The organism is Variovorax sp. GW821-FHT10B04, from assembly GCF_059415645.1.
Window position 1 is genome coordinate 151,778 of sequence record NZ_JBWKNQ010000002.1, and the last position, 25,290, is coordinate 177,067.

26 protein-coding genes are annotated in these 25,290 nt (G+C 68.5%); 22 read left to right on the plus strand and 4 right to left on the minus strand.

Annotated elements, in window-relative coordinates:
- Window positions 1-30 precede the first annotated feature (30 nt).
- Together AC07PZ_RS05785 and AC07PZ_RS05790 are read right to left on the minus strand one after the other, a co-directional pair.
- Window positions 31-2,040: an acetoacetate--CoA ligase gene (locus AC07PZ_RS05785; RefSeq protein WP_495294090.1), complete on the minus strand. Its 2,010-nt coding sequence runs from the start codon at window positions 2,038-2,040 to the stop codon at window positions 31-33.
- Between the two features lie 102 nt (window positions 2,041-2,142).
- On the minus strand, window positions 2,143-3,453 hold the full coding sequence (locus AC07PZ_RS05790) for an AsmA family protein (RefSeq protein ID WP_495294091.1): 1,311 nt from the start codon (window positions 3,451-3,453) through the stop codon (window positions 2,143-2,145).
- 114 nt (window positions 3,454-3,567) lie between these two features.
- On the opposite strand from AC07PZ_RS05790, the gene AC07PZ_RS05795 reads away from it, so the two are divergent.
- The 15 genes from AC07PZ_RS05795 to AC07PZ_RS05865 all read left to right on the plus strand — a co-directional run bounded on the left by AC07PZ_RS05795 (window position 3,568) and on the right by AC07PZ_RS05865 (window position 15,734).
- Window positions 3,568-3,993 (plus strand): hotdog fold thioesterase, encoded by a 426-nt coding sequence (locus tag AC07PZ_RS05795; protein ID WP_495294092.1) that lies wholly within the window; start codon window positions 3,568-3,570, stop codon window positions 3,991-3,993.
- Window positions 3,994-4,125: 132 nt separating this feature from the next.
- Window positions 4,126-4,869: a septum site-determining protein MinC gene (minC, locus tag AC07PZ_RS05800; protein ID WP_495294093.1), complete on the plus strand. Its 744-nt coding sequence runs from the start codon at window positions 4,126-4,128 to the stop codon at window positions 4,867-4,869.
- Window positions 4,870-4,940: 71 nt separating this feature from the next.
- Window positions 4,941-5,756, plus strand: coding sequence for a septum site-determining protein MinD (gene minD / locus AC07PZ_RS05805; protein ID WP_495294094.1), 816 nt, complete (start codon window positions 4,941-4,943; stop codon window positions 5,754-5,756).
- Between the two features lie 2 nt (window positions 5,757-5,758).
- The gene (minE, locus tag AC07PZ_RS05810) at window positions 5,759-6,034 is read left to right on the plus strand and encodes a cell division topological specificity factor MinE (protein ID WP_495294095.1); all 276 of its coding nucleotides are present in this window, start codon (window positions 5,759-5,761) and stop codon (window positions 6,032-6,034) included.
- 294 nt (window positions 6,035-6,328) lie between these two features.
- Complete coding sequence (rutA, locus tag AC07PZ_RS05815; RefSeq protein ID WP_495294096.1) at window positions 6,329-7,441, plus strand: pyrimidine utilization protein A; 1,113 nt, start codon at window positions 6,329-6,331, stop codon at window positions 7,439-7,441.
- A gap of 50 nt (window positions 7,442-7,491) precedes the next feature.
- Complete coding sequence (gene rutB / locus AC07PZ_RS05820) at window positions 7,492-8,292, plus strand: pyrimidine utilization protein B (RefSeq protein WP_495294097.1); 801 nt, start codon at window positions 7,492-7,494, stop codon at window positions 8,290-8,292.
- Window positions 8,293-8,347: 55 nt separating this feature from the next.
- The gene (gene rutC / locus AC07PZ_RS05825) at window positions 8,348-8,734 is read left to right on the plus strand and encodes a pyrimidine utilization protein C (RefSeq protein WP_495294098.1); all 387 of its coding nucleotides are present in this window, start codon (window positions 8,348-8,350) and stop codon (window positions 8,732-8,734) included.
- 216 nt (window positions 8,735-8,950) lie between these two features.
- A complete protein-coding gene (gene rutD / locus AC07PZ_RS05830) occupies window positions 8,951-9,748 on the plus strand; it encodes a pyrimidine utilization protein D (RefSeq protein ID WP_495294099.1) in 798 nt (265 codons plus the stop codon).
- Between the two features lie 19 nt (window positions 9,749-9,767).
- Window positions 9,768-10,358, plus strand: a complete 591-nt coding sequence (locus AC07PZ_RS05835) for a malonic semialdehyde reductase (RefSeq protein WP_495294100.1) — start codon at window positions 9,768-9,770, stop codon at window positions 10,356-10,358.
- 50 nt (window positions 10,359-10,408) lie between these two features.
- Window positions 10,409-10,948, plus strand: a complete 540-nt coding sequence (rutF, locus tag AC07PZ_RS05840) for an NADH-dependent FMN reductase RutF (RefSeq protein WP_495294101.1) — start codon at window positions 10,409-10,411, stop codon at window positions 10,946-10,948.
- 30 nt (window positions 10,949-10,978) lie between these two features.
- Window positions 10,979-11,197 (plus strand): SlyX family protein, encoded by a 219-nt coding sequence (locus AC07PZ_RS05845; protein ID WP_495294549.1) that lies wholly within the window; start codon window positions 10,979-10,981, stop codon window positions 11,195-11,197.
- Window positions 11,198-11,380: 183 nt separating this feature from the next.
- The gene (locus AC07PZ_RS05850) at window positions 11,381-11,959 is read left to right on the plus strand and encodes a biliverdin-producing heme oxygenase (RefSeq protein WP_495294102.1); all 579 of its coding nucleotides are present in this window, start codon (window positions 11,381-11,383) and stop codon (window positions 11,957-11,959) included.
- Entirely contained in the window at window positions 11,956-14,190 is a 2,235-nt protein-coding gene (locus tag AC07PZ_RS05855) for an ATP-binding protein (RefSeq protein WP_495294103.1), read from the plus strand. Before AC07PZ_RS05850 ends, AC07PZ_RS05855 begins: the two co-directional genes overlap by 4 nt.
- Before the next feature lie 139 nt (window positions 14,191-14,329).
- Window positions 14,330-15,037 (plus strand): hypothetical protein, encoded by a 708-nt coding sequence (locus tag AC07PZ_RS05860; RefSeq protein ID WP_495294104.1) that lies wholly within the window; start codon window positions 14,330-14,332, stop codon window positions 15,035-15,037.
- Entirely contained in the window at window positions 14,976-15,734 is a 759-nt protein-coding gene (locus AC07PZ_RS05865; RefSeq protein WP_495294105.1) for a Fic family protein, read from the plus strand. The genes AC07PZ_RS05860 and AC07PZ_RS05865 overlap by 62 nt, the downstream gene beginning before the upstream one ends.
- A gap of 46 nt (window positions 15,735-15,780) precedes the next feature.
- Here the strand turns inward: AC07PZ_RS05865 and rutR are convergent, their stop codons facing one another.
- Window positions 15,781-16,500 carry an HTH-type transcriptional regulator RutR gene (gene rutR, locus AC07PZ_RS05870; protein WP_495294106.1) on the minus strand — a complete coding sequence of 240 codons (720 nt, stop codon included), beginning with the start codon at window positions 16,498-16,500 and terminating at the stop codon, window positions 15,781-15,783.
- Between the two features lie 266 nt (window positions 16,501-16,766).
- On the opposite strand from rutR, the gene AC07PZ_RS05875 reads away from it, so the two are divergent.
- The 7 genes from AC07PZ_RS05875 to AC07PZ_RS05905 all read left to right on the plus strand — a co-directional run bounded on the left by AC07PZ_RS05875 (window position 16,767) and on the right by AC07PZ_RS05905 (window position 24,174).
- Entirely contained in the window at window positions 16,767-17,768 is a 1,002-nt protein-coding gene (locus AC07PZ_RS05875; protein WP_495294107.1) for an isopenicillin N synthase family dioxygenase, read from the plus strand.
- Between the two features lie 390 nt (window positions 17,769-18,158).
- On the plus strand, window positions 18,159-18,548 hold the full coding sequence (locus AC07PZ_RS05880) for a VOC family protein (protein WP_495294108.1): 390 nt from the start codon (window positions 18,159-18,161) through the stop codon (window positions 18,546-18,548).
- Window positions 18,549-18,657: 109 nt separating this feature from the next.
- Window positions 18,658-19,749 (plus strand): BMP family ABC transporter substrate-binding protein, encoded by a 1,092-nt coding sequence (locus AC07PZ_RS05885; protein WP_495294109.1) that lies wholly within the window; start codon window positions 18,658-18,660, stop codon window positions 19,747-19,749.
- 31 nt (window positions 19,750-19,780) lie between these two features.
- Window positions 19,781-21,301 carry an ABC transporter ATP-binding protein gene (locus AC07PZ_RS05890; protein ID WP_495294110.1) on the plus strand — a complete coding sequence of 507 codons (1,521 nt, stop codon included), beginning with the start codon at window positions 19,781-19,783 and terminating at the stop codon, window positions 21,299-21,301.
- A gap of 113 nt (window positions 21,302-21,414) precedes the next feature.
- Window positions 21,415-22,536 (plus strand): ABC transporter permease, encoded by a 1,122-nt coding sequence (locus AC07PZ_RS05895; protein WP_495294111.1) that lies wholly within the window; start codon window positions 21,415-21,417, stop codon window positions 22,534-22,536.
- A 1-nt stretch (window position 22,537) separates the two neighbouring features.
- Window positions 22,538-23,473, plus strand: coding sequence for an ABC transporter permease (locus AC07PZ_RS05900; protein WP_495294112.1), 936 nt, complete (start codon window positions 22,538-22,540; stop codon window positions 23,471-23,473).
- Window positions 23,473-24,174 (plus strand): cysteine hydrolase family protein, encoded by a 702-nt coding sequence (locus AC07PZ_RS05905; protein ID WP_495294113.1) that lies wholly within the window; start codon window positions 23,473-23,475, stop codon window positions 24,172-24,174. Before AC07PZ_RS05900 ends, AC07PZ_RS05905 begins: the two co-directional genes overlap by 1 nt.
- Here the strand turns inward: AC07PZ_RS05905 and AC07PZ_RS05910 are convergent.
- Window positions 24,107-25,105, minus strand: coding sequence for a ketopantoate reductase family protein (locus AC07PZ_RS05910; protein ID WP_495294114.1), 999 nt, complete (start codon window positions 25,103-25,105; stop codon window positions 24,107-24,109). The genes AC07PZ_RS05905 and AC07PZ_RS05910 overlap by 68 nt on opposite strands.
- Window positions 25,106-25,290: the final 185 nt, after the last annotated feature.

A 25,290-nucleotide genomic window follows, 5' to 3' on the forward strand; every position in this document is an offset into this window, starting at 1 on the left:
GTGAAGACCGCAGGCTATCGGGGCATCGCCTCAGGCAGCTTGACTTGCCTCAAGGGTACGTTGGCGTGCCAGCGCCACGAACCAGTCGAGGCTGCCCGGGTTGGCCATCGCCTCGCGGTTGACCACGCGCTCGATCGGTTGCCCGAGCAGCAGCTTCTTGATCGGCAGCTCCTGCTTCTTGCCCGACAGCGTGCGTGGAATCTCGGCCACCGCAAAGATGTCGTCGGGCAGGAAGCGCGGCGACAGCGAGGTCTTGATGGCCGCGTTGAGCTTGGCGCGCATCGCGTCGTCCAGCGCCACGCCGGGGCGCAGCACGACGAACAGCGGCATGTAGCTGTCGCGGCCCAGGTATTCGAGGTCGACCACCATCGAGTCGATCACTTCCGGCAGTGCCTCGACCGCGCTGTAGATCTCGCTGGTGCCCATGCGCAGGCCCTGGCGGTTGATGGTCGCGTCGCTGCGGCCGTAGATCACGCAGCCGCCGTCGCGGCCGATGCGCAGCCAGTCGCCATGGCGCCAGATGCCGGGGTAGGTGTCGAAGTAGCTCGACAGGTAGCGCGCGTTGTTCTCGTCGCCCCAGAGGTAGAGTGGCATCGACGGGATCGGCTTCACGCAGACCAGCTCGCCGACCTCGCCGATCACGGGCTGGCCCTGCTCGTTCCAGGCCTCGACCGCGGCGCCGAGCTGCCGGCACTGCATCTGGCCGGGCACCTCGGGCAGCTCGCGGTTGCCGCCGACGAAGGCGCCGCAGAAGTCGGTGCCGCCGGAGATGTTGCACCACCAGACGTCGGGCGCACCGGCGGTCGCCAGTTGCGCCGAACCCCAGCGCTGGACGTCCTCGGCCAGCGGCGAACCCGTGCTGCCCAGTGCGCGCACGCGCGACAGGTCGCCGCAGTCGGCCAGCGCCAGGCCGGCCTTCATGCAGTTCGCGAAATAGGCGGCGCCGGCGCCGAAGAAGGTGACGCCATGGCGCGCGACGAAGCGCCACAGCACGCCCCAGTCCGGCCGCTCCTTGCTGCCGGCCGGGTGGCCGTCGTACAGCACGATGGTCGCGCCGAAGGCCAGGCCGGCGAGCTGCGAGTTCCACATCACCCAGCCGGTCGAGCTGTACCAGTGGTAGCGCTCGCCGAAGTTGTTGGCGCCGTAGCTCGCGCCGACGTCGTTGTGCAGGCCGCAGGCGTACATGTTGACGATCACGCCGCCCTGGCCATGCACGATCGGCTTGGGCAGGCCGGTGGTGCCGCTCGAATAGAGGATCCACATCGGGTGGTCGAAGGGCAGCCATTCGGGCGTGAAGGCGGCGGTCCCGGCGTCGTCGCGACCGGTGGCTTCGGCCCAGCCGAGTTCGGCCGGCACCGTCGCGCTGGCGAAGGGCGTGCCGATCAGCAGCAGCTTCTGCACGCTCGGCAGCGCGGCGCGCAGTTCGTTGACGACGGCGCTGCGGTCGAGCGCCTTGCCGCCGTAATGCACGCCATCGACCGCGATCAGCACCTTGGGCTCGATCTGGCGAAAGCGGTCGGCCACGGCGGCCGTGCCCATGTCGGGGGCGCAGACGCTCCAGACCGCGCCCAGGCTCGAGCAGGCCAGGAAGGCGACGATGGTCTCCGGCACGTTCGGCAGGTAGGCCGCGACGCGGTCGCCGCGCTGCACGCCGAGGCCGCGCAGCGCCAGTGCGACCGAAGCGACCTGGCGGCGCAGCTCGGGCCATGAAAGTTCGCGCACCTCGCCGCGTTCGTTGTCGCTCACGATCGCGGGCATGCCGGCCGCGTGGGCCGCATCGGCATGGCGCAGCACTTCGTGCGCGTAGTTCACCTGGGCGCCCGGGAACCAGACCGCGCCCGGCATGCGGCCGTCGGCCAGCACGGCCGTGTGCGACGTGGGCGAATGCATGCGGGCATAGTCCCAGATGCTCTGCCAGAAGGTGTCGAGCTCGGTGACGGACCAGCGCCACAGCGCGTCGTACGAATCGAAGGCGATGCCGTGCCGCTCGCGCAGCCAGTCTTGATAGAGGCGGATCTGGGGGACGTTGGGGGCTGTCATGGCGGCAAGCTTAGGACGCGGACCGGCCGGTTGTCAGCGGGAATGTCCCGACCATGTCCCCTGCGGGACCGATGCAGGCGCCCCCGGCGGCGCGGCTGGCTGTCAGGGCCGCGGCCGCTTCGGCGCGGCGCGCCTGGCGCCTTCCTTGTCGGTGAACAGCCGCTCGATCTGCTGGCCGATGCGCGCGCCGATCGCGGTGCCCACGCCCGGCAGCACCGCCGTGCCGACGGCCGCGCCGGTCAGCGCGCCACCGGTCAGCGAAAGCTCCGGCTCGGCCAGCGTGCCGCCGAGTTTCAAAGGCACGCCGACCACGCCGTCGACGATGTCGACCGCCGCGTCGCCCGACAGCCGGCGGTTGAAGATGTGCGCGTCGCCGCTCGCCGTCAGCACGCCGGAGCGCGCCTTGAGGTTCGTGTAGTCGAGCCGCGTGCCGTCGTCGGTGTTCTGCGTGTCGAGCGTGCCGGTGAGCTGATCGAGCGGCGTCTGCCCGCCGCGGCTGGTGCCGGCCGTGCTGATCGCCTTCTGCAGGTCGAAGCGGGTCAGCCTGGCCGGCCGCACCGTGAACTGCGTGCGGCTGTGCAGATGGCCCCAGAGCTGGCCGATCTTGTCGGCCTCGGCGCGCAGCTCGGTCTGGCCGAACACCTTGCCGGCGACCGGCGTGCGGCGACCGAACGCCTGCACCAGCAACTCGATGTCGATGTTCTTCGGCTCCAGCTGTGCGGTGAGCAGCAGCTTGCCGTCCGCAGCCGTCTGCAGCTGGGTGCTGCCGTTCCAGGTGCCGCCGCCGACGTCGACGAAGGTGCGCCAGCGGTCGGCTTCGCCTTCCCGCTCGAGCCGCAGCCGGGCCGGCGGCGTCACGGCGTTGCGGTTGATCTCGGCCGTGCGCGGGCGCCATTGCGGGTCGAACACGATGTCGCCGTCATAGGCGAGCTGGATGTCGCGCCGGTCGCTCCAGGTCAGGTCGTCGAAGCGCAGGCGGCCCAACGGAATCTCGGCCAGTCGCCAGCGGCCCTGGCCGTCCTTGGCGGTGGTGGTCATTTCCTCGAAGCGGCCACGGAAGGCCCGCACCGACTCGCGCGGCGCGAGCACGCCGTCGACCTCGAGCGCGTCGGCCTGGATGCGGCGCGACAGCAGCGGCAGCAGCCTGGGCAGCAGCACCAGCCGCCGCACGGTGATCGGCTCGTCCTGCACGGTCGCGATGTCGTCGATCTCGATGCGCGGCAGCGGCGCCAGTTGCCAATGCACGCGCCCGACCTTCAGGCCGACGCCCAGGCGCTGCTCGAAGGTCTGCTCGATGCGCGTCGCCAGCTGTGCGTCGCTCGGGATCAGCCACCAGCCGACGCCTGCCGCGATGACGACGAGCGCCACCAGGCCTGCGCCGATCCGGATCACCCATCGTTGTGGAGATGTCATAGAGGTTTCGAGCTTAGCGGCCGGCGACGGCCGGGATGTCGGCGAGCGCGCCGCTCGCCTGCCCCCATGGCACGCGCCTCGCTATAGTTTTGCCATTCTTTCCCCGGAGTTTCCATGGCCATCTGGCAAAAGCCCATCTCGCTCGACCTGATTGCCGCGCACAGCGCGGACACGGCGGTCGAACGTCTTGGCATCGAATTCGTCGAGATCGGCGACGATTTCCTGCGCGCCCGCGTCCCGGTCGACAAGCGCACCGTCCAGCCTTTCGGCCTGCTGCACGGCGGCGTCTCGGTGACGCTGGCCGAGACGCTCGGCTCGATGGGCGCCTATTACAGTTCGCCCGAAGACCACCAGGCGGTCGGCCTGGACATCAACGCCAACCACCTGCGTTCCGCCACGCAGGGCTGGGTCACCGGCACGGCGCGCCCGGTCCACCGTGGCCGCACCACCCAGGTCTGGCAGATCGACATGTGCAACGACGCCGGCGACATGACCTGCGTGTCGCGCATCACGATGGCGATCCTTCTTCCGCGCAAGTAAGCACTGACGGGCCTGCCGAAGCGCACCGCGGCGGCACATTTTGTGTGACAGTGCGTTGCAGGCGCGGCCGGCCGCACGGGAGAGTGCATGGCCGACCGTTAGACTCCCACGCTTTTCGCACGATCCTTTTCCATGGCCGATGCTTCTGCGCGCTCCAAGGTGGTTTTCGAGTTCAAGAGCGCCACGCTGCCGCTGATCGCGGTCATCCTCAGGACCACCGATCTCGGCGTGCTGGCGGCGGCGCTCGACGTCCATCTCGCCGATTCGCCCGACTTCTTCGAGCAGGAGCCGATGGTGATCGACCTGTCGCTGCTGCAGGACGACGCCGCAGCGGCCGACATCGACTTCCCGGCGCTGCGCAGCCTGCTGGCGCGCCACCAGACCCAGCCGATCGCCGTGCGCGGCGGCAGCGACGCGCAGCACCAGGCCGCGCGCGCCGCCGGGCTCGCCCTGGCGCCGATGCCCTCGGCGCCCGCACCGAGCCCCCGGCCGCTGCCGGCCAGCCCGGCGCCGCAGGTCGTGCGCGAAGTGCCGGTGCCGGCCAACGGCACGCTGCTGATCGACAAGCCGCTGCGCTCCGGCCAGCAGGTCTATGCGCGCGGCGGCGACGTGATCGTGACGGCGGTCGTGAGCTTCGGCGCCGAAGTGATCGCCGACGGCAACGTGCACGTGTACGCACCGCTGCGCGGCAAGGCGATCGCCGGGGCGCGCGGCAACACCGAGGCGCGGATCTTCACCACCTGCATGGAAGCGCAGTTGGTGGCGATCGCCGGGATCTACCGCACCTCGGAAGTCGACCTGCCCTCGACGCTTGCCGGGAAATCGGTGCAGATCCGCCTGGACGGCCAGAAACTCGTGATGGATGCGATTGCATGATGTGCCCTCGGGGCAAATGCAGAGCATTGCAGACCAATAACTGAACAACGTACAACGAAGAAGGAATGGCCATGGCCAAAATTGTGGTGGTGACCTCGGGCAAGGGCGGCGTCGGCAAGACGACGACCAGCGCCAGCTTCGCGTCGGGCCTCGCGCTGGCGGGCAAGAAGACAGCCGTGATCGACTTCGACGTCGGCCTGCGCAACCTCGACCTGATCATGGGCTGCGAACGCCGCGTGGTGTACGACCTGATCAACGTGATCCAGGGCGAAGCCAACCTGAACCAGGCGCTGATCAAGGACAAGCAGTGCGACAACCTGTTCGTGCTGGCAGCCTCGCAGACGCGCGACAAGGAAGCGCTGACGCAGGACGGCGTCGAGAAGGTGCTGAAGGATCTGGCCGCGATGGACTTCGACTACATCGTCTGCGACTCGCCGGCCGGCATCGAGACCGGCGCGATGATGGCGATGCACTTCGCGGACGAGGCGCTCATCGTGACCAACCCCGAAGTCTCGTCGGTACGCGACTCCGACCGCATCCTGGGCATGCTGGGCAGCAAGACGCACCGCGCCAAGTCCGGCGGCGAGCCGATCAAGGAGCACCTGCTGATCACCCGCTACAACCCGAGCCGGGTCGCGGGCGGCCAGATGCTGTCGCTGGAGGACATCCAGGACATCCTGCGCATTCCGCTGATCGGCGTGATCCCGGAATCGGAAACCGTGCTGCACGCATCCAACCAGGGCGTGCCGGCGATCCACGACAAGGGCACCGACGTGTCCGAGGCCTACACCGACGTGGTCGCCCGCTTCCTGGGCGAAACGCGGCCGATGCGTTTCGTGGACGCCGAGAAGCCCGGCTTCTTCAAGCGCATCTTCGGGAGCAAGTAGCCATGTCCTTCCTTTCCTTTCTCCTGGGCGAAAAGAAGAACACGGCAAGCGTTGCAAAGGAGCGTCTGCAGATCATCCTGGCGCACGAGCGCTCCGCCCTGAGCGGCAAGAAGCGGCCGGACTACCTGCCCGACCTGCAGCGCGAGCTGCTGGCCGTGATTTCCAAGTACGTGTCGATCAATCCGAACGACATCAAGGTCAACCTGGAGCGCCAGGACGACCTCGAGGTGCTGGAAGTGAAGATCGAGCTGCCCGAACCTTCGGCGCCGCCGAGCTGAGGCGCGCCGACCCGGCCGATATCGAGACAGCCCGCCCGCCCGCATCGGCCGGCGGGCTTTTTCTCGTTCGACGCCCGTGCGCACCATTTGCACGCGGCGCATGCACCAGCGCGCGACCGCGCCGATGGTCCAGATGTTCCGAATTGGACCATTTGGTCCAACAATTGCCGCTCCCTTGATACAACTCATTGATATCAAAGAATATTTTCTTCTGGCACGCTAGATGCTAAAGCTGAGGCAGCGTCGGCCCGCAGGGGTTTCGGCACCTTTTCCACCCAGACCCAGGTGAGCCTCATGAACGTCGGCATCTTCATCCCCATCGGCAACAACGGCTGGTTGCTGTCGGAGAACGCACCGCAGTACAAGCCCAGCTTCGCGCTCAACAAGGAGATCGCACTGAAGGCCGAGCACTACGGCGTGGACTTCGTGCTCTCCATGATCAAGCTGCGCGGCTTCGGTGGCAAGACCGAGTTCTGGGACCACAACCTCGAGTCCTTCACCCTGATGGCCGGCCTGGCCGCCGTCACGACCAAGATCAAGCTCTTCGCGACCGCGGCGTCGCTGGTGATGCCACCCGCCATCGTGGCCCGCATGGCGTCGACCATCGACTCGATCTCGAACGGCCGCTTCGGCGTGAACCTGGTCACGGGCTGGCAGCGGCCGGAATATTCGCAGATGGGCATGTGGCCCGGCGACCAGTTCTTCGGCACCCGCTACGAATACCTGTCGGAGTACGTGCAGGTGCTGCGCGAGCTGTGGACGACCGGCAAGTCCGACCTGAAGGGCAAGCACTTCCAGATGGAGGACTGCCGCCTGAGCCCGCGGCCGCAGGCCGACATGAAGGTCATCTGCGCCGGATCGAGCGATGCGGGCATGGACTTCTCGGCGAAGTACGCCGACTACAACTTCTGCTTCGGCAAGGGCGTGAACACGCCCAAGGCCTTCGCGCCGTCCGCCGAAAAGCTGATCGAGGCCACCGGGAAGACCGGCCGCCACGTCACGACCTACGTGCTGGTGATGGTGATCGCCGACGAGACCGACGAGGCCGCGCGCGCCAAGTGGGAACACTACAAGGCCGGCGCCGACCAGGAAGCGATCGCCTGGCTGGGCGGCCAGGCCGCCGCGGACACCAGGTCGGGCACCGACACCAACGTGCGCCAGATGGCCGACCCGACATCGGCCGTGAACATCAACATGGGCACGCTGGTCGGCTCCTACGCCCACGTCGCGCGCATGCTCGACGAAATGGCCGAGGTGCCCGGCACCGAAGGCGTGCTGCTGACCTTCGACGACTTCGTGAAGGGCATCGAGGCCTTCGGCGAGCACATCCAGCCGCTCATGAAGAGCCGCACCGGTGCCGACACGCCGGTGCCGTCGCAGGTGCAGGCCGAAGCCCTGGCCGCCTGAACCCTTTGCCATTCGCCATCCGACCGTCTGAACGCCAACCGGTACCGATCATGACCACGCCCAAGAACACGACCATCACCTCCACCACCCCCGTCGGCGTGCCCACGCCGGCCGGCGCGCCGGCCCCGCTGGTGCTGCCGGCGCGACCCGAACCGGTCGCGCTGCAGGCCGCGCAGACCGCGCTGATCGTGGTCGACATGCAGAACGCCTATGCCTCGATCGGCGGCTACGTCGACTCGGCCGGCTTCGACATCTCGGGTGCGCAGGGCACCATCTCGGCGATCGGTCGCGCCATCGCCGCGGCGCGTGCCTCGGGCATCCTGGTGGTGTTCCTGCAGAACGGCTGGGACGCCGGCTACGTCGAAGCGGGCGGCCCCGGCTCGCCCAACTGGTACAAGTCGAACGCGCTCAAGACGATGCGCAAGAAGCCCGAGCTGCAGGGCAAGTTCCTCGCCAAGGGCGGCTGGGACTACGAACTCATCGACGAGATGAAGCCGCAGGCCGGCGACATCGTGATCCCGAAGACGCGCTACAGCGGCTTCTTCAACAGCACGCTCGACAGCACGCTGCGCACCCGTGGCATCCGCAACCTGGTGTTCACCGGCATCGCCACCAACGTGTGCGTGGAATCGACGCTGCGCGACGCCTTCCACCTCGAATACTTCGCCGTGATGCTGGAAGACGCGACGCACGAACTCGGCGGCGCGGCGATCCAGAAAGCGGCGGTCTACAACGTCGAGACCTTCTTCGGCTGGGTGTCGAACGTCGACGCCTTCGTGCAAACGGTGGCGCCGTCGCTCGCCGTCGTGGCCGCACCCGCTGCCGCCACGGCCGAAGCCACCGCGGCCTGAATTCCTTCGCCCTTCCTTCCCGCCGACCGATCCATTTCCATTCACGAGGACGCACATGCCCAAGCAAGCCATCATCCCGCCCGGAACCACCACCCCGATCGCGCCCTTCGTGCCCGGCACCATGGCCGACGGCGTGGTCTACGTGTCGGGCACGCTGCCCTTCGACAAGGACAACAACGTGGTCCACGTCGGCGACGCGACCGCGCAGACGCGCCACGTGCTGGAGATCATCAAGAGCGTGATCACCACGGCCGGCGGCACGATGGACGACGTGACCTTCAACATGATCATGATCAAGGACTGGGCCGACTACGCGAAGGTCAACGCGGTCTACGCCGAATATTTCCCGGGCGTGAAGCCGGCGCGCTACTGCATCCAGTGCGGTCTGGTGAAGCCCGAGGCGCTCGTCGAAATCGCCTCCATCGCCCACCTCGCGAAATAGGCTCTCCCCCAGGCTTCGCGCACTGCGTGTCGCTTTCGCCAACCCCCTTCCGGGGGCAACACCAGCGGCCCGGCAAAGCCGGTTCCGCGGTGAGGACTTGACTCTCCCCCAGGCTTCGCGCACTGCGTGTCGCTTTGCCAACCCCCTTCCGGGGGCAACACCAGCGGCCCGGCAAAGCCGGTTCCGCGGTGTTCCCTGTCCAAACTTGAATCTTTCATGACGACGCTCCATCACGAAGTCCACGGCCAGGCGAAGGCCGGTGCGCCGACGCTGCTGCTGTCCTCGGGCCTCGGCGGCTCGGCGAATTTCTGGAAGCCGCAGATCCCGGCACTGGTGGCCGCGGGCTGGCGCGTGGTCGCGTACGACCAGCGCGGCACCGGCCGCAGCCCCGAGGCGCTGCAGGCCGGCTACACGGTCGCCGACATGGCGCGCGACGTGGTCGAGGTGCTCGACGCGACCGACACCGCGCGGTGCGTGCTGATCGGCCATGCGCTGGGCGGCCTGGTGGGGCTGCAGCTGGCGCTCGACGCGCCGGCGCGCGTGGCCGGGCTGGTGCTGGTCAATGCCTGGTCGAAGCCCAATCCGCATTCGGCACGCTGCTTCGACGCGCGGCTCGCGCTGCTGGGCGCGGTCGGCCCGCGCGCATATGTCGAGGCGCAGCCGATCTTCCTGTACCCGGCGGACTGGTGCGCCGCGCACGCCGACGAGGTGCAGGCCGAGGTCGACCACGCCTTCGCGCACTTCCCCGGCGAAGCCAACATGCGCGCGCGCATCGGCGCGCTGCGCGCCTTCGACGTCGACGCGCAGCTCGGCCGGATCGCCGTGCCGACGCTGGTCGCGGCGGCCGAGGACGACGTGCTGGTGCCCTGGACGATGTCCCGCCGCCTGGCCGAGGAATTGCCAGCCGCGATACTCGACCATGTTCCGCATGGCGGCCACGCGCACAGCGTCACGGATGCGGACACCTTCAACGCCACCCTGCTCGCCTTCCTCGCCAAGATGGGCAACCCCTGAAAAACCGCTGAGAAATCGCATGACGCACACGCTCGACGCCGCCGCCCTGGCAACCCTCTTCACCGAAGCCCGCAGCCACAACGGCTGGACCGCGGAGCCGGTCTCGGACGCACTGCTCCAGCAGGTCTACGACCTCGTCAAGATGGGCCCGACCTCGGCCAACTGCTCGCCCGCGCGCTTCGTGTTCGTGCGCACGCCCGAGGGCAAGGAACGCCTGAAGCCGGCGCTGTCGGCCGGCAACCTCGAGAAGACCATGAGCGCGCCCGTGACGGCGATCGTCGCCTGGGACACGGCTTTCTACGACAAGCTGCCCGAGCTGTTCCCGCATGCCGACGCCCGCAGCTGGTTCACCGGCAGCGCCGAAGTCGCGCATGAAACCGCCTTCCGCAACGGCACGCTGCAGGCGGCCTACCTGATCCTCGCCGCCCGCTCGCTGGGGCTGGACGCCGGCCCGATGTCGGGCTTCGACAAGGCCCTGGTCAACGCCGAGTTCTTCGCCGGAACCACCTGGACCGCCAACTTCCTCATCAACCTCGGCCACGGCGACGCCTCGAAGGTCTTCGGCCGCCTGCCGCGCCTGGCCTTCGACGACGCCTGCCAGCTCGCCTGAGCGGCACGCCCGGCGCGCACCGGCTGCGCGCCTTTCCGGAGCATCGATCCATGTTGAACGCCCTCGCCCCTGCCGACGTGCCCGTCGACACCCCGGTCGCGGCACCGCCCAAGGCCGACTACCGAAACGCGATGTCGCGGCTCGGCGCGGCCGTCAACATCATCACGACCGACGGCCCGGCGGGCCGCGCGGGCTTCACGGCCTCGGCCGTGTGCAGCGTGACGGACGAGCCGCCGACGCTGCTGGTCTGCCTGAACCGCAGCGCATCGGTGTACCCGGCGTTCCAGGCAAACGGCGTGCTCTGCGTCAACGTGCTGGCGGCAGGCCAGCAGGCGCTGTCGGGCGTGTTCGGCGGCAAGACGCCGATGGACGAACGCTTTGCCAACGGCCGCTGGGAAACCGGCCCGACCGGCTCGCCGATGCTGGTCGGCGCGTCCGCGTCCTTCGACTGCCGCGTGGTGCGCAGCGTGAGCGTCGGCACGCACGACGTGCTGTTCTGCGAAGTGACGGCCGTCGAGACCGCGCACGAGGCGCACGGGCTGATCTATTTCGACCGGCGCTATCACGACATCCTGGCCGCGGCCGATTGAAGGCCGTGGGTGACGGTGTCCAATAGCGCCATGGACAACCCGCACGACATCGACCGCCGCCTGAACGACCTGGAGATCAAGACGAGCTACACCGAAGACCTGCTCGACCAGCTCAACATGACGATCTACCGCCAGCAGCAGCAGATCGACAGCCTGGTCCAGCAGGTGCTGCAGCTGCGCCAGCAAGTGCCGGACGGCGGACCGGGCGGCCCGCGCAGCCTGCGCGACGAGCTGCCGCCGCACTATTGAATCGCCCGGTGCGGGACGTCACCGGGGCCACGCCGCAACGCCGGCCGATCGCCCGTGTGCATGCAGGACTGTGTCTTTTGCCGCGATTCGCCAAGCGATGCTGACCTATGATCCTGCCCTTCATTCCCCTCTGAATCAGCCCCCCGGATGGTGTCGCCTGCCGCCGTTCCCTTGAAAGCGCCCATGGACCCCATCGACGCCCGCTCGGCGCTGCGCGAAGCGACTGCGCCGCTGCACGCCGAGGTCGACACCACACTGCCGCTCGCGCGGCCCGCGCCCACGCTCGCCGACTACCGCGCGCATCTGCAACTGCTGAGCGACTGGACCGACCACCTGCGTGCGCTGCCGGTCGACGCGCGCCGGCTCGACACCCAGGCCGCCGCGCTCGCGGTGGATCTCGCCGAATGCGATCGCCTGCTGGGCGCTCCGCCGTCGCAGCCGTCGACGACCGCCCGCGTCGACGTGACGGCGCAGTCGCCGGCCGATCCGGACGCCTTCGGCTGGGGCGTGGCCTACGTGATCGAAGGCTCCCAACTGGGCGGCCAGGTGCTCTACCGCCGCCTGGCCGAGCCGCTGGCGCCGCATCCGCTGGCCTACCTGCACGGCGCAGGCCGCGACACCGGCGCGCGCTGGAAAGGCTTCCTCGCCGAACTCCAGCAGCAACTCGCGACGCCGGAGCGCGTCCGGGCCGCATGCGACGGTGCGGTGCAGGCCTTCGGGCTGCTGCTGGCCTGCCGCCGCGCGGCGGAGCCGAACGCGTGAGCGCCCAGCAGACGCGCCCCGAAGTCACGCTGGAGAACTGCGCCAGCGAGCCGATCCACATTCCCGGCCTGGTGCAATCCCACGGCGCCTTGCTCGCCTTCGACCTCCAGGGCACGGCGACGCACGTCAGCGCGAACGCGCGCACGCTGCTGGGCGACACCACGCCGGCGCCGGGCGAAGCGCTGGTCCCCGCACACTTCGAGGCCACGCCGGACGTGCACGAACTGCTGCAGGAAGCCCTGTCCGCCGATCCGGCGGGCGACGACGGCCAGGCCGGCAGCACGGAAGTGCGCCTGAACGGCCAGCTGTTCGACCTGATCGTGCACCGCTCGGGCGGCATGGCGATCGCCGAGTTCGAGCTGCGTCCGGCCACCCACGACGAGGTGACGGGATTCGCGCTGAAGGCGCACCGCGCCATGGACAAGCTCAAGCGGCAGACCTCGATCGACGCGCTGCTCGCGCTGGCGGTCGGTGCGGTGCGCCAGCTGACCGGCTTCGACCGCGTGATGGCCTACCGCTTCCGCCACGACGACAGCGGCGAGGTCGCGGCCGAAGACAGGGTGCCCGAACTGGAGCCCTTCGTCGGCCGGCGCTACCCGGCCAGCGACATTCCCGCGCAGGCGCGGCGGCTGTACGTGATCAACACGCTGCGGCTGATCGCCGACGTCCGGACCGACCCGGTCGCGGTAACGGCCGCCAGCGCCGCATTGCCGCCGCTCGACATGAGCCACTGCGCGCTGCGCAGCGTGTCGCCGATCCACATCGAGTACCTGCGCAACATGGGCGTGGGTGCGTCGATGAGCATCTCGATCGTCATCAACGGCCGACTCTGGGGCATGCTGGCCTGCCACCACCGCACGCCGCACCAGGTGCCGTACTCGGTGCGCATGGCCTGCGACGTGCTGGCCCAGGTGCTGGCCGCCAATGTGCAGAGCCTGCAGGCGCGCACGAAGGCCCAGCGCGTTGCGGCCGCCGCGGCGCTGCGCAGCCGGCTGATCGAGGCCGTGCTGCATGCCGACGACGCCGTGCCGGTGCTCGACGCCATGGCGGCGTCGCTGGCCGAGGCCTTCGACGCCCAGGCGGTGCTCATCGCGCAGGAAGCCAAGCTGCACGTGCACGGCGACCTCGCGCGTGACACCGGCGCGGCCATCGTGCAATGGCTGGCGCGCCGCCCGAGCGTGGTCGGCGACGCGGCCGACGCACTTCTCGCCACCCACACGCTGGCCGACCTGCCGGTCGACCTGGCCGCGGCCTGTGCGCCCTGGTGCGGCCTGCTCGCGCTGCGCTTCGACGACCATGCATCCGGCTGGCTGGTGCTGCTGCGCAAGGAGCAGATCGAGACCATCCACTGGGGCGGCAAGCCCGACAAGGAATACGCGAGCGGCCCGCTCGGCCCGCGCCTCACGCCGCGCGGCTCCTTCGACGTGTGGAAGGAAATCGTGCGCGGCACCAGCGAGCCCTGGACCGCCGACCAGCGCGAACTCGCGCAACAGCTGCGCGACGAGCTGGTGCGCGCCGGCGCGGCGCGCGTGGCCGAGATGACGCGCGCCCGCACCCAGTTGCTGGCCATCCTGGGCCACGACCTGCGCGACCCGCTGCAATCGATCGCCATGGCCGCCAAGGTGCTGGAGCGCAGCACGGGCGACGCGAGCACGCGCATCGGCCAGCGCATCCAGTCGTCCAGCAGCCGGATGGCACGGTTGATCGGCCAGGTGCTGGACGCGTCGCGGCTGCAGAACGGCGACGGGCTGCAGCTGCAGCCGGTGCCGATCGATCTGGCCCGTGTGCTCGAGGACGTGATCGACGAGGCGCGCACCGCCTACCCGGGCGTGACCGTCGCGCAGACAACGCCGCCGACGCTGCCGATGCAGGCCGACCCGGACCGCATGGCGCAGCTTTTCGCGAACCTGATCAGCAATGCGCGGCACCATGGCACGCCCGGCGAGCCGGTGTCGGTGGCGCTGTCGCAGGACAGCGGCGACGTGCAGTTCGAGGTGCGCAACAGCGCGCCGCCGATCGCCGCCGACCTGGTGCCGAACCTGTTCAGCGCCTTCAAGCGCCAGGCCGAGCCCAACGTGCGCAACAAGAGCGGACTGGGGCTGGGCCTGCACATCGCGCAGGCGATCGTGCGCGGGCACGGCGGCACGATCGCCTACCGTCATGAAGCCGGGCAGGTCGTGTTCACGGCGCGCTTCCCGGTGCGATGCATGTCAACCGCCTCGGTCGGATAAAGCCGCAATCGCGGCCCAGCCAAGCGGCCGGCGTCCAGGCACCGAGAACTGGCGTAACCCATTGACTCTCAAGCAAATTCTCCGCACATTAAGATGCAGCTGGTCTGTACGGGCTGCGGCTTCGAATTCGGATGAAGGCATGAAACTGGAAAGCAAATTACTGCTGTCGCTGAGTAAGCGCGCGGACCACGTTGTGCTTCGACGCGAGCTTGCACAACTTGGAAGCAAGAGCCAGCTCACCGAGGCCATCAAACGTCTGATCGCTAACGGCCGACTGATTCGTCTGAGCCCAGGCATATACGCCAAGACCATCTGCAATTCGCAAGGTGGCTGCGAGTTGGCCGCCCCGCCCGATTTACTCGCTCGCGAGATCTTCGCCAAAACAGGCCGCATGCCCAGCATTTCGCCTATCGAGTCCATGGAAGGGCGCAGCCTGACATGGCTTGAGACGGAGCCTGCCAATAAGCAGCCAGCTGCGCGCGCCGCGATCCAAACCACTCGGCATCGGCGCAAACGCCATGCCGCGCTGCCCAAACTACCCAAGGACGTTGCTCACCTGCCAGTTCAAGGTGTGGGAGCGTTCGTGGCAGATTTGGCGCAGGCTTACGGTGTGACCTACGCACGCACGCGACTTGACGATTTTGCCGAGGCCATCACGCGTCTGGCTGGGGACGACGGGCGACTGGATGTCACAGGCAAGCTCCTCGCCACGCTGCGCAGGAAATCCGTCATCGACGGCCGGCAGCTTGCCCGCCTGATGACCAACCACATGAGAGAGCAGCAGGATGCCGTTCGATCCGTTCGGGGACTTCCACAAAGCCGGCTACCTGAGAAACATCGAGGTTGAAAAGGACCTCAGCCTTGTAAAGGTTCAGGAGAAAGTCTTCTTTGAGGCTCATCTCGAAGAAGCAATGGATTTTCTGCGTCGCATTCGGGGACCCATCTCTTACGCGCACTTTCGCAAAGTGCACGAGATTCTCTTCGTCGAGTTCTATCCTTGGGCAGGACAGGATCGCCAACAGCTCGGCGTGGCTGCGCAAGTCAGCAAGAGTGGCTTGGTCGACTTCGAGAAGGCGTCGCTCATTGCCAAAGCGGTCCAGTGGGGACTCAACATGGGGAACGACGCCCACAAGATTCGTCGAAAGCCTGGTGCAGTCATGGGTGCCTTTGCCTGGGCGCACCCTTTTCTCGACGGCAATGGGCGCACCATGATGCTGGTGCACACCGAGTTGTGCCGTCGCGCCGAGTTTCTGATCGATTGGCCAGCAACAAACAAGGTGGCCTATCTGGATGCACTTTCCCGCGAGTTGAAGGACACGAGCGGCATGCATCTGGATAACTATCTCGTTTCATTCCTGCGACCGGCGACCAGGTCGGATGACCTGGTCAGGCAACTGCGCGAGTTACCTGGCTTGGACGGCCTGGGTCCGACTGCTGAAGACATTGCCTACGACACGAGCGACGAACGGGCCATGACGTCGTATCGCGAAACGAAGCGCTCACGTGGTGAAGAGGACGATCTTTTGGACACCCCCGGCGCGTAATCACCCAGGCACTGGCAGATGCCTTGACCAAAATCCGAGGCAACAGCTAAGGCGCCGAGATCCCCTGCAGCACGATGCGCTGCACGTTGTCGACCGTTTCCTCGAAGAAGGCGGGCTCGGCCAGCGTGCGGCCGGTGATGGCCTGCACCTGCACCGCGAAATCGGCGTAGTGCTGGGTGGTGGCCCAGAGCGCAAAGATCAGGTGGTGCGGGTCGACCGGGGCGAGCTTGCCCGACGCCACCCAGGCGCGCACCACCTCGGACTTGCGTTCGACCAGGTCGCGCAGCTCGCGGCCCAGCTCGTCGCGCAGCAGCGGCGCGCCCTGGATCATCTCGAGGCAGAACAGGCGCGATGCATCGGGCTGGTCGCGCGAGATGACGAGCTTGCGGCGGATGTACGCCGCGATCGCTTCGCGCGGGTCCTGCTCGGCGCTGAAGCCGCGCAGCGGCTCCAGCCAGACGGCCAGCAGGTCGCGCAGCACGCTCACGTAGAGCTCTTCCTTGTTCGCGAAGTAATAGAGCAGGTTGCTCTTGGAGACGTCGGCGCGCGCAGCCACCTGGTCGACGCTGGTGCCGTGCAGGCCGTAGCGCGAGAACAGCCCGAGCGCCGCCGCCAGGATCACGCTGCGCTTGTCTTCGATCTGGCGCATCCGGCGGCTCACCGCAGCGGGGCTGCGCGGTCCGGCCGGTCGCTTGGCAAGCGCGCGCAGCGATGGCTTGGTGGCCGGCTTGAGCGCCGCGCCGGCGCCTCCTGCAGTCTTGGGCATGTCGGGGATGGCTTCCTGTGTCTTCGGATTCAAGGGTTGCGGCGCCCGCCGGGCATCGGTACGGCTCTTCCCCGCACGGCGGTGCGCCACGCCGGCAGGACGCACCAAGGCGATGCATGGCGATGCGCCACACCGGCAGTGACGGCCGCCATCGGTGCAAACCGGGGCCGCAGGCTATCGTATTTGTCCATTTGGTCCAACTGGCACAGACGTTGCATGTCCCGTGCCATGGCGCCCGCGAGCGCATTGTTTCGAGGATTCCCGGCATGACCCTGCTGTCCGTTCCCATCATCGACCTTGCGCCCTACTTCTCGGACTCGCCGGAGGCCCGTGCCGCGCTCGCGCGCCAGGTCGACGACGCCTGCCGCAGCATCGGCTTCCTGGTGATCACCAACCACGGCATCGACCCGGCGCTGATCGCGCGCGTGTCGACCCTGTCGCGCGAGTTCTTCGACCTGCCGCTGGCCGAGAAGCGCAAGGTCGACCGGCCGCGCGAGGACGCTGTGCGCGGCTACAGCGCGGTCGGCGAGGAAGGCCTGTCGTACAGCCTCGAGGAAGCCGCACCCGGCGACCTGAAGGAATCGTTCTCCATCGGCCCGTCCGGCGTGCCCGACGACGACTACCACCGCGGCCCGGCCGCCGGCCCGCACTTCGAGCCCAACAGCTGGCCGCCGATCGAAGGTTTCCGCGAAGCCTATGAAAGCTACTTCGAGGCGATGGCCGATCTGTCGCGTTCGCTGATGCGCATCTTCGCGCTGGGGCTGAAGCTGCCGGAGACCTTCTTCGACGACAAGATCGACAAGCACATCAGCATGTTCCGGGTGCTGAGCTATCCGCCGCAGCGCGAGCAGCCGCTGCCCGGCCAGCTGCGCGCCGGCGCCCACAGCGACTACGGCAGCCTGACCGTCGTGCTGCCCGACGACAAGGGCCTGCAGGTCTTCAACAAGGCCGGCCAGTGGGTCGACGTGCCGCAGGTGGAAGGCGGCCTGGTGGTGAACATCGCCGACCTCATGATGCAGTGGACCAACGACCAGTGGGTGTCGACGCTGCACCGCGTCGTGAACCCGCCGTTCGAGGTGGCGAGCACCAACCGCCGGCAGTCGCTGGTGTTCTTCCACCAACCCAACTACGACGCGATGGTCGAGTGCCTGCCGAGCTGCCTGGCACCGGGCGAGCAACCCAAGTACGCGCCGATTTCATCGGGCGACCATCTCACCTCGAAGTTCGTCAAGCAGACGACCTTCGGCGGCACCAAGGCGACGGCTTGAGCATGAAGGCTGGCTTTTTGATTCGCTGCGTACTGGGTGAAGTGCCTGGGTCGGGGCGGGCTCACGCCGACGGCGTACTCCCCTCCGCGAATGTCCCCCGCCGTCATACTTCGGCTGCCGGCTCCTCCTTGATTTCGCTGCGGGGAGCACGCCATCGACGTGAGCCTTGGGCGCAATCGTGGCTCATCGGCCGCGCAACAACCGCCTCTCCTCGTGCGCGGGGCGCCGGGTGCTCCCCGCAGCGAAATCAAGGAGGAGCCGAAGGCGGGGGACATTCGCGGAGGGGAGTACCCGGTGGCCTGCGCACGCGCAACGAACCCCTGCGCCCCGTGCAAGAACGCCCCAGGCAAGAGCTCCGCAAACACCCATAACGCGCACCGAGACCCTGACATGGCCCATCTTTCCTACGTCAACGTCTTCGCCAAGGACGTGGTCGCGCTCAGCGGCTTCTACCAGCGCGTGTTCGGCTTCCCGGAGATCGAGGCGATCCGCTCGCCGATCTTCCGCGGGCTCGACACTGGCAAGTCGAGCCTGGGCTTCAACGCGCTCGATGCATACGAGCTGCTGCATCTGTCCGAGTTCTCGCAAACGAGCGGCGTGAAGTTCCTGCTGAACATCGACGTCGACAGCCAGGCCGACGTCGACCGCATGGTGCCGGTGGCGGTCGCCGCCGGCGCGACGCTGATCAAGGCGCCGTACGTGACGTACTACGACTGGTACCAGTCGGTGCTGCTCGACCCCGAGGGCAACGTGTTCCGCATCAACTTCATGATGGTGTGACGCGCCGGCCCGCCGGGCGCCGCACCCTCATCGCCCTTGCCGGAGCGCCGCAGCGCGCCGTGGACCGCATCGCTTTTCTCTTCCCTGTCTCTTCCACGAAAGGTCGTTCATGTTGCAAAAGTTGATGTTCACCGCTGCCGCCGCACTGGCGGCCTGCGCAACGATGTCGGGCACGGCCCTGGCCGCCGACGGCTTCACCCTGAAGGGCGAACCCAAGATTGCGATGCTCTATTTCGGCCCGAAGAACGACGGCGGCTGGACGCAGGCCTTCGACGAGGCGCGCATCAAGGTCGAGGCCGCGCTCGGCAAGAAGATCCAGTTCGTCGAGAACGTGCCGGAAGACGCGTCGGCCATCAAGCCGGCGGCCGAACGCTTCATCTCGCGCGGTGCCAACATCATCATCGGCACGGCCTTCGGCTACTCCGACACCTTCAAGGAGCTCGCGGCCAAGTACCCGGACGTCGCCTTCCTGAACGGCTCGGGCACCACCAACGGCGCCAACCTCGAGTCCTTCTATGGCCGCACCTACGAGAGCCAGTACCTCTGCGGCATGGCGGCGGGCGCGGCGTCGAAGACCGGCAAGCTCGGCTTCGTCGCGGCCAACCCCTTCGGCGTGGTGAACTGGACCGTCAACGCCTTCGCGCTCGGCGCACAGAAGATGAACCCGAACGCCACCGTCAACGTGATCTACACCGGCGCCTGGAACGACCCGGTGAAGGAGCGCGCCGCGGCGATGGCGCTGATCGACCAAGGCGCCGACGTGATCGGCCAGCACGTCGACTCGCCGACGCCGCAGATCGTCGCTCAGGAGCGCGGCGTGTACGGCACCGGCCACCACCGCGACCTGCGCCAGTTCGCGCCCAAGGCCACGCTGTGCTCGTCGGTCTGGGTCTGGGACAAGTTCCTCACGCCCGAGCTGAAGAAGGTCATGGCCGGCGGCTGGAAGCCGTCGCCGTACGGCGCCTTCATCGAAATGAAGGACGGCGGCACCGACATCGCCGGCTTCGGCGCCGGCGTGCCGAAGGACAAGGCTGCGCTGATCACCGCCGAGCGCGACGCGATCCTGAAGGGCAAGCAGGTCTACGCCGGTCCGCTGAAGGACCGCGACGGCAAGGAACGCGTGGCCGCGGGCGCCACGCTGTCCGATGCCGATCTCTGGAAGATGGACTGGTACGTCAAGGGCGTGGTCACGCAGAAGTGACCCACCCCCAGTCGATGGCGGGAGCGCTTCCTTGACGGCGATCGCACTTCAGCTCGCGGGCATCGGCAAGTCCTTCGATGGCTTCCGCGCGCTCACCGACGCCGACTTCGAGGCGCGCTGGGGAGAGGTGCATGCGCTGCTGGGCGAGAACGGCGCGGGCAAGTCCTCGCTGATGAACATCGCGGCCGGCCTGTATGCGCCCGAGGCCGGCCGGATGTGGGTGGACGACAACCCGGTGCAACTGGCCGGCCCGCGCGACGCGGCGCGCCACCACATCGGCATGGTCCACCAGCACTTCAAGCTGGTGAAGCCCTTCACCGTGGCCGAGAACATCCTGCTCGGCCACCCGCTGGCCACCGGCGAAGGCAGCCACCGCAAGCGGCTCGCGCAGCTGGAGACGCAGATCCGCGCGAAGGCGCAGGAGCTGGGCTTCGACATCGACCCGCGCCAGCGCACCGAACGGCTGTCGATCGCCGAGCAGCAGCGCGTCGAGATCCTGAAGGTGCTGCTGGCCGGCGCGCGCATCCTGATCCTGGACGAACCGACCGCCGTGCTGACCGACCAGGAGGCCGAGCGCCTGCTGTCGACGGTGCATGCGCTGTCGCGCAGCGGCGCGGCCGTGGTCCTCGTCACCCACAAGATGGCCGACGTGAAGACCTGGGCCGACCGCGTGACCGTGATGCGCGGTGGCCGCACCGTGAAGACGGTCGACCCGAAAACGGTGGCGATCGCCGAGCTGGTGCAGCTCGCGGTCGGCGATTCGGTGGCGACGCCGCACCGTGGCGGCGGCCAGGCCGCGGGCGAGGCGCTGCTGACGGTCACCGGCCTGCGCACGCCCGAAGCCGGCGGACGCCGCGCGCTCGACGGCGTCGACCTGACGCTGCGGGCCGGCGAGATCTACGGCCTGGCCGGCGTTGGCGGCAACGGCCAGAGCGAACTGGCCGCGGCGCTGATGGGCCTGGACGACACGGTCGAAGGCGGCATCGCGCTGGCCGGTTTCGGTGACCTGAAGAGCGCCTCGAATGCACGCCGCCGCGCGCTGCAGATGGCCGCGATCCCGGCCGACCGCTACGGCGTGGCGCTCGCAGGTGCGTTGTCGGTGGCCGAGAACTTCGGCATCGGCCAGGTGCACGACGGCCGCTACGGCCCGGCCTGGCGGCTCGACACCGGCCGCATGCGCGCCGATGCGCAGACTGCTGTGCAGGCCTTCGACGTGCAGGGCGTGCGCAACCTCGACCAGAAGGCCGCGCTGCTGTCGGGCGGCAATGCGCAGAAGCTGGTGCTGGCGCGCGAGTTCGGTCGCGAGCCGCGCATCGTGCTCGCGCACAGCCCGAGCCGCGGACTCGACGTGCGCGCGGGCGCCGAGGTGCACGCCCGCCTGCTGGCCGCGCGCGACGCAGGCGCCGCCGTGCTGCTGATCAGCGAGGACCTCGACGAGGTGCTGGCGCTGGCCGACCGCGTCGGCGTGATGACCAGGGGGCGCATCGTGGCCGAGTTCGCGCAGCCGGCAGATCGCCTGAAGATCGGCCAGGCGATGGTCGACCATGATTAGGTTCGCCCCCAGGCTGCGGCGCACTTCCGGGGCAACACCAGTGGTCCGGCGAAGCCGGTTCCGCGGTGTTTCTGGAACAGACCTCCCATCCAGGGTTGCAGTGGAATGACCGAATGAGTTCCCTTTCTTCTCCCGCACCGGGCCCCGCCGCTCGGCGTCCGCTCAGCAGCCGGCGCTTCGCACTCGAAGTGCGCCAGCAGATGGCATGGCCGCGGCAGGCGCTGATCCTGGCGGTGTCGCTGGCGATCGGGCTCGGCATCTCGGCGGCGATCCTGGTCGCGGCGGGTGTGCCGGCCAACGAGCTGCTCAACGAGTTCGTGCTGCAGACGCTGTTCGACCTGCAGAGCCTGCAGGCGGTGCTGTTCCAGGCGGCGCCGATGATCCTGGTCGGGCTCGGCGCCTCGATGGCCTTCCGCGCGCGCTTCTGGAACCTCGGGCTCGAGGGCCAGATGATCTGGGGCGCGATCGGCGCTACCGCGATCTCCTTCTTCGACGTCGGCCCGGCCAGCCTGCGGTTGCCGCTGATGCTGGTGGTCGCCATCGTGTGCGGCCTGCTGTGGGCACTGGCACCGGCGCTGCTCAAGCTGAAGCTCGGCGTGAACGAGATCATCTCGTCGCTGATGCTCAACTACATCGCGGGCAACTTCCTGCTGCACCTGGTGTACGGCGCCTGGAAGGACCCGAAGGATTCCTTTCCCTACTCGCCGCAGTTCCGCGCGTTCGAGCGCCTGCCCGAGTGGCTCGGCGGCACCAGCGCCGCGGCGATCGGGCTCGCGCTGCTGTGCGCGCTGCTGGCCTGGTGGTTCGTCGGCGTGAGCCGCGCGGGGCTGTACCTGCGCTTCGTGTTCGCCAACCCGCGCATGGCGCGCGCGGTCGGCGTGCCGGTGCTGCCGATGATCCTGTCGGCGGTGCTGATGTCGGGCGCGCTGTCGGGTGTGGCGGGCTTCATCGTGGTGGCGGGCCAGGAAGGCCGGCTCACGCAGGCCTTCTATGCGGGCTACGGCTTTTCGGGGATCCTGATCGCCTTCCTGGCGCGCAACAACCCGCTGGCCGCGACCGTGGTCGCCCTACTGGTGGCGGCGCTCTTCGTGGCCGGCCGCAACCTGCAGGTCTTCTATCAAATCCCGTTCTCGATGGTGCAGCTGATCCAGGCGATCGTGGTGATCTGCGTGGCGTCATCGGACTTCTTCATCCGCCACCGGATCCGTTCCGTGGTGGGCAAGGCAGGCGCCTGACATGGATGCTTTCGCCATCGCCACCAACTGGCTGGGCAATTCGCCCGACTTCGCGATCCCCTATGCGCTGGCCGCGCTGGGGCTGATCCTCAGCGAGCGCGCGGGCGTGCTCTCGCTTGGCGCCGAGGGGCTGATGCTGGTCGGCGCGCTGGCCGGGATCGGCGCGCAACTGAGTTTCGGCGAGCCGGCGCTGTCGCTGGTGATCGCGATGCTCGCGGCCAGCGGGGTGTCGGTGCTGTTCGCCGTCATGGTGATCCTGCTGCGGGTGAACCAGGTGATCGCCGGGCTCGCGCTGGTGTTCTTCTGCCAGGGGCTGACCAGCCTGGTCGGCACGCTGTTCGGCTGGACCAACCGCGCGGTCACGAGCTTCGGTGCGCTGCCGCTCGGGCCGCTGGCCGAGCTGCCGCTGGTCGGCCGGCTGTTCGCGCAGAACGGCATGGTCTACCTCACGCTGCCGATCTTCATCGCGGTGGTCTGGTACCTGACGCGCACCAGCGCCGGCCTGCGGCTGCGCGCGGTCGGCGAGAACCCGCAGGCCGCCGACGCGGCCGGCATCAGCGTGACGGCCTGGCGCTTCGGCGCGGTGCTCGCCGGCTCGGCGCTGGTCGGTCTGGCCGGTGCCTACATCTCGGTGGTCAGCACCAAGCTGTGGATCGCGGGCATGACCGGCGGACGCGGCTGGATCGCGGTCGGCCTGGTGATCTTCGCGCGCTGGTCGCCCTGGAAGGCGCTCGCGGGCGCGGTGCTGTTCGGCTGCATCGAGGCGCTGATCCCGCAACTGGCCGCGGCCGGCGTGCAGCTGCCCCAGTATTTCGTGCTGATGACGCCCTACGCGGTGACGCTGGCCGTGATGGTCTGGGTCGCCGTGGCCCGGCGCGGCAGCGACGGCGAACCCGGCGCGCTGGGCGAGCCCTATCTGCGAGAGGAGCGACGCTGATGCGTGCCTACGTCTATGACCAGCCGCGCGAGCTCGACGCCGCGCAGTTCGCCGACTACCTCGATCCGGCCACCACCGCGGTGATCTCGATCGACATGCACCGCGGCCATCTCGACGACTCGCCCGACTGCCCTTGCCCGGCGCCGCGTGCGCGCGAACTGGTCGCGCCGATCGACGCGTTCCACGACACCGTGCGCGCGCTCGGCGTGCGCATCGTGCACGTGAAGTCGACGCTGCGGCCCGATGGCGCGGACGACCTCGGCGGCATCCCGGCCGCCTGGCGGCGCACCTTCCCGCTGCACGTCGGCGCCATCCCGAACGCCGATGCGCATGCGATCGAAGGCTCGCCGTGGACCGACTGGGTCACGCGTGTCGAGCCCGGCGACATGCGCGTGGAAAACAAGCGGCGGCTGTCGGCCTTCTATCCGACCGACCTCGACTTCCTGCTGCGCAACCAGCGCATCACGACCGTGGTGCTGAACGGCGGCTTTGCCGACTGCTGCGTGCTCAACACGGCCTTCGACGCCAACAACCACAACTACCGCGTGATCGTGCTGCGCGACCTGGTGCGTGGAACCGACCCGCATCTGGAGTCGGCGGCGTACACGATGGTGTCGCTGCACCTCGGCCTGGTCATGGACGCGGCCGACCTGCTGGCGCAGTGGCCTTCACCCGCAGCAGCCCCAGCACGGATCGGATGAAGGGCGTCGCGACGCCCTGCGCCTGCCCCAGCGCGCAGACCGACCCGACGATCGCGTCGATCTCCATCGGCCGACCCGCGCGCAGGTCCTGAAGCATCGAGGGCGTGATGTCGCCGAGCTTCTGCAGCTTGGCGAAGCACAGGTCGAGCGCATCGGGGATGTCGATGCCCAGCCGCTCGCCGACGCGGATGGCTTCGACGACCAGGTTGCGCATCAGCTCGCGCGTGAGCGGGTCGTGCATCAGTGCGGCCGTCGATGTGCCGGTGAGCGCGCACAGCGGCCCGGTCGAGAGGTTGCCGAGCAGCTTGAACCAGACCTCCCGGCGGATGTCGCGCGAGGTGCGGGCGTCGAAGCCGGCCAGCCGCAGCAACTCGGCCACACGCGTCAGGCGCGGCGTCATCGCGCCACCCGGCTCGCCCAGCACGATCTCGCGGCCGCTGTGGTTGCGCACGATGCCCGGCGCTTCGACGCTGAAGCTGCCGTGCAGCACGGCAGCGAGCACCGCGCCCGAAGGGATCGCGCTGGCGATGCGCCGGCCCGGGTCCAGCAGCGTGCCGGCGCCATCTTCATTGCCATCCGCCGTCGAGGGTCCGACGCCGTCGCCGAGAAACCACCACGGCACGCCGTTCAGCAGCGGCACCACGACGGTGTCCGGTCCGATGAGCGGCCGGACTTGCGCCGCAGCCCCGGGGAGCGCATGCGCCTTGACGGCGATGACGAGCATGTCCTGCACACCCAGATCGGCCGGCCGGTCGCTCGCCGTGGGATGCGCGTGGATCTCCTGCCGGCCGGTCAGCAGCTTCAGCCCATCGGCGCGAAGGGCCGCCAGCGTCGAACCTCGGGCCACCATGCTCACGTTCACCCCGACAGCGCAGAGACGGGCCGCCACGGCACCGCCCAGGGCGCCCGCGCCAAACACACAGACTTTCATTTCTCGATTCCGGATTGCGGCACGGGCGGCTGAAACGCCGACGGCCCGGCCATGTTCTCGGCCCGCAATAGGCGTGCCATCGCACCGTCTCTTGTCCAAGTGGTCCAAAGTGGAACAGTTGCTCCACCGAAGGCGTTGACTTGGTGCGCCGAGGCACCGATCGGACACCGCGAAGGCGATTTGTC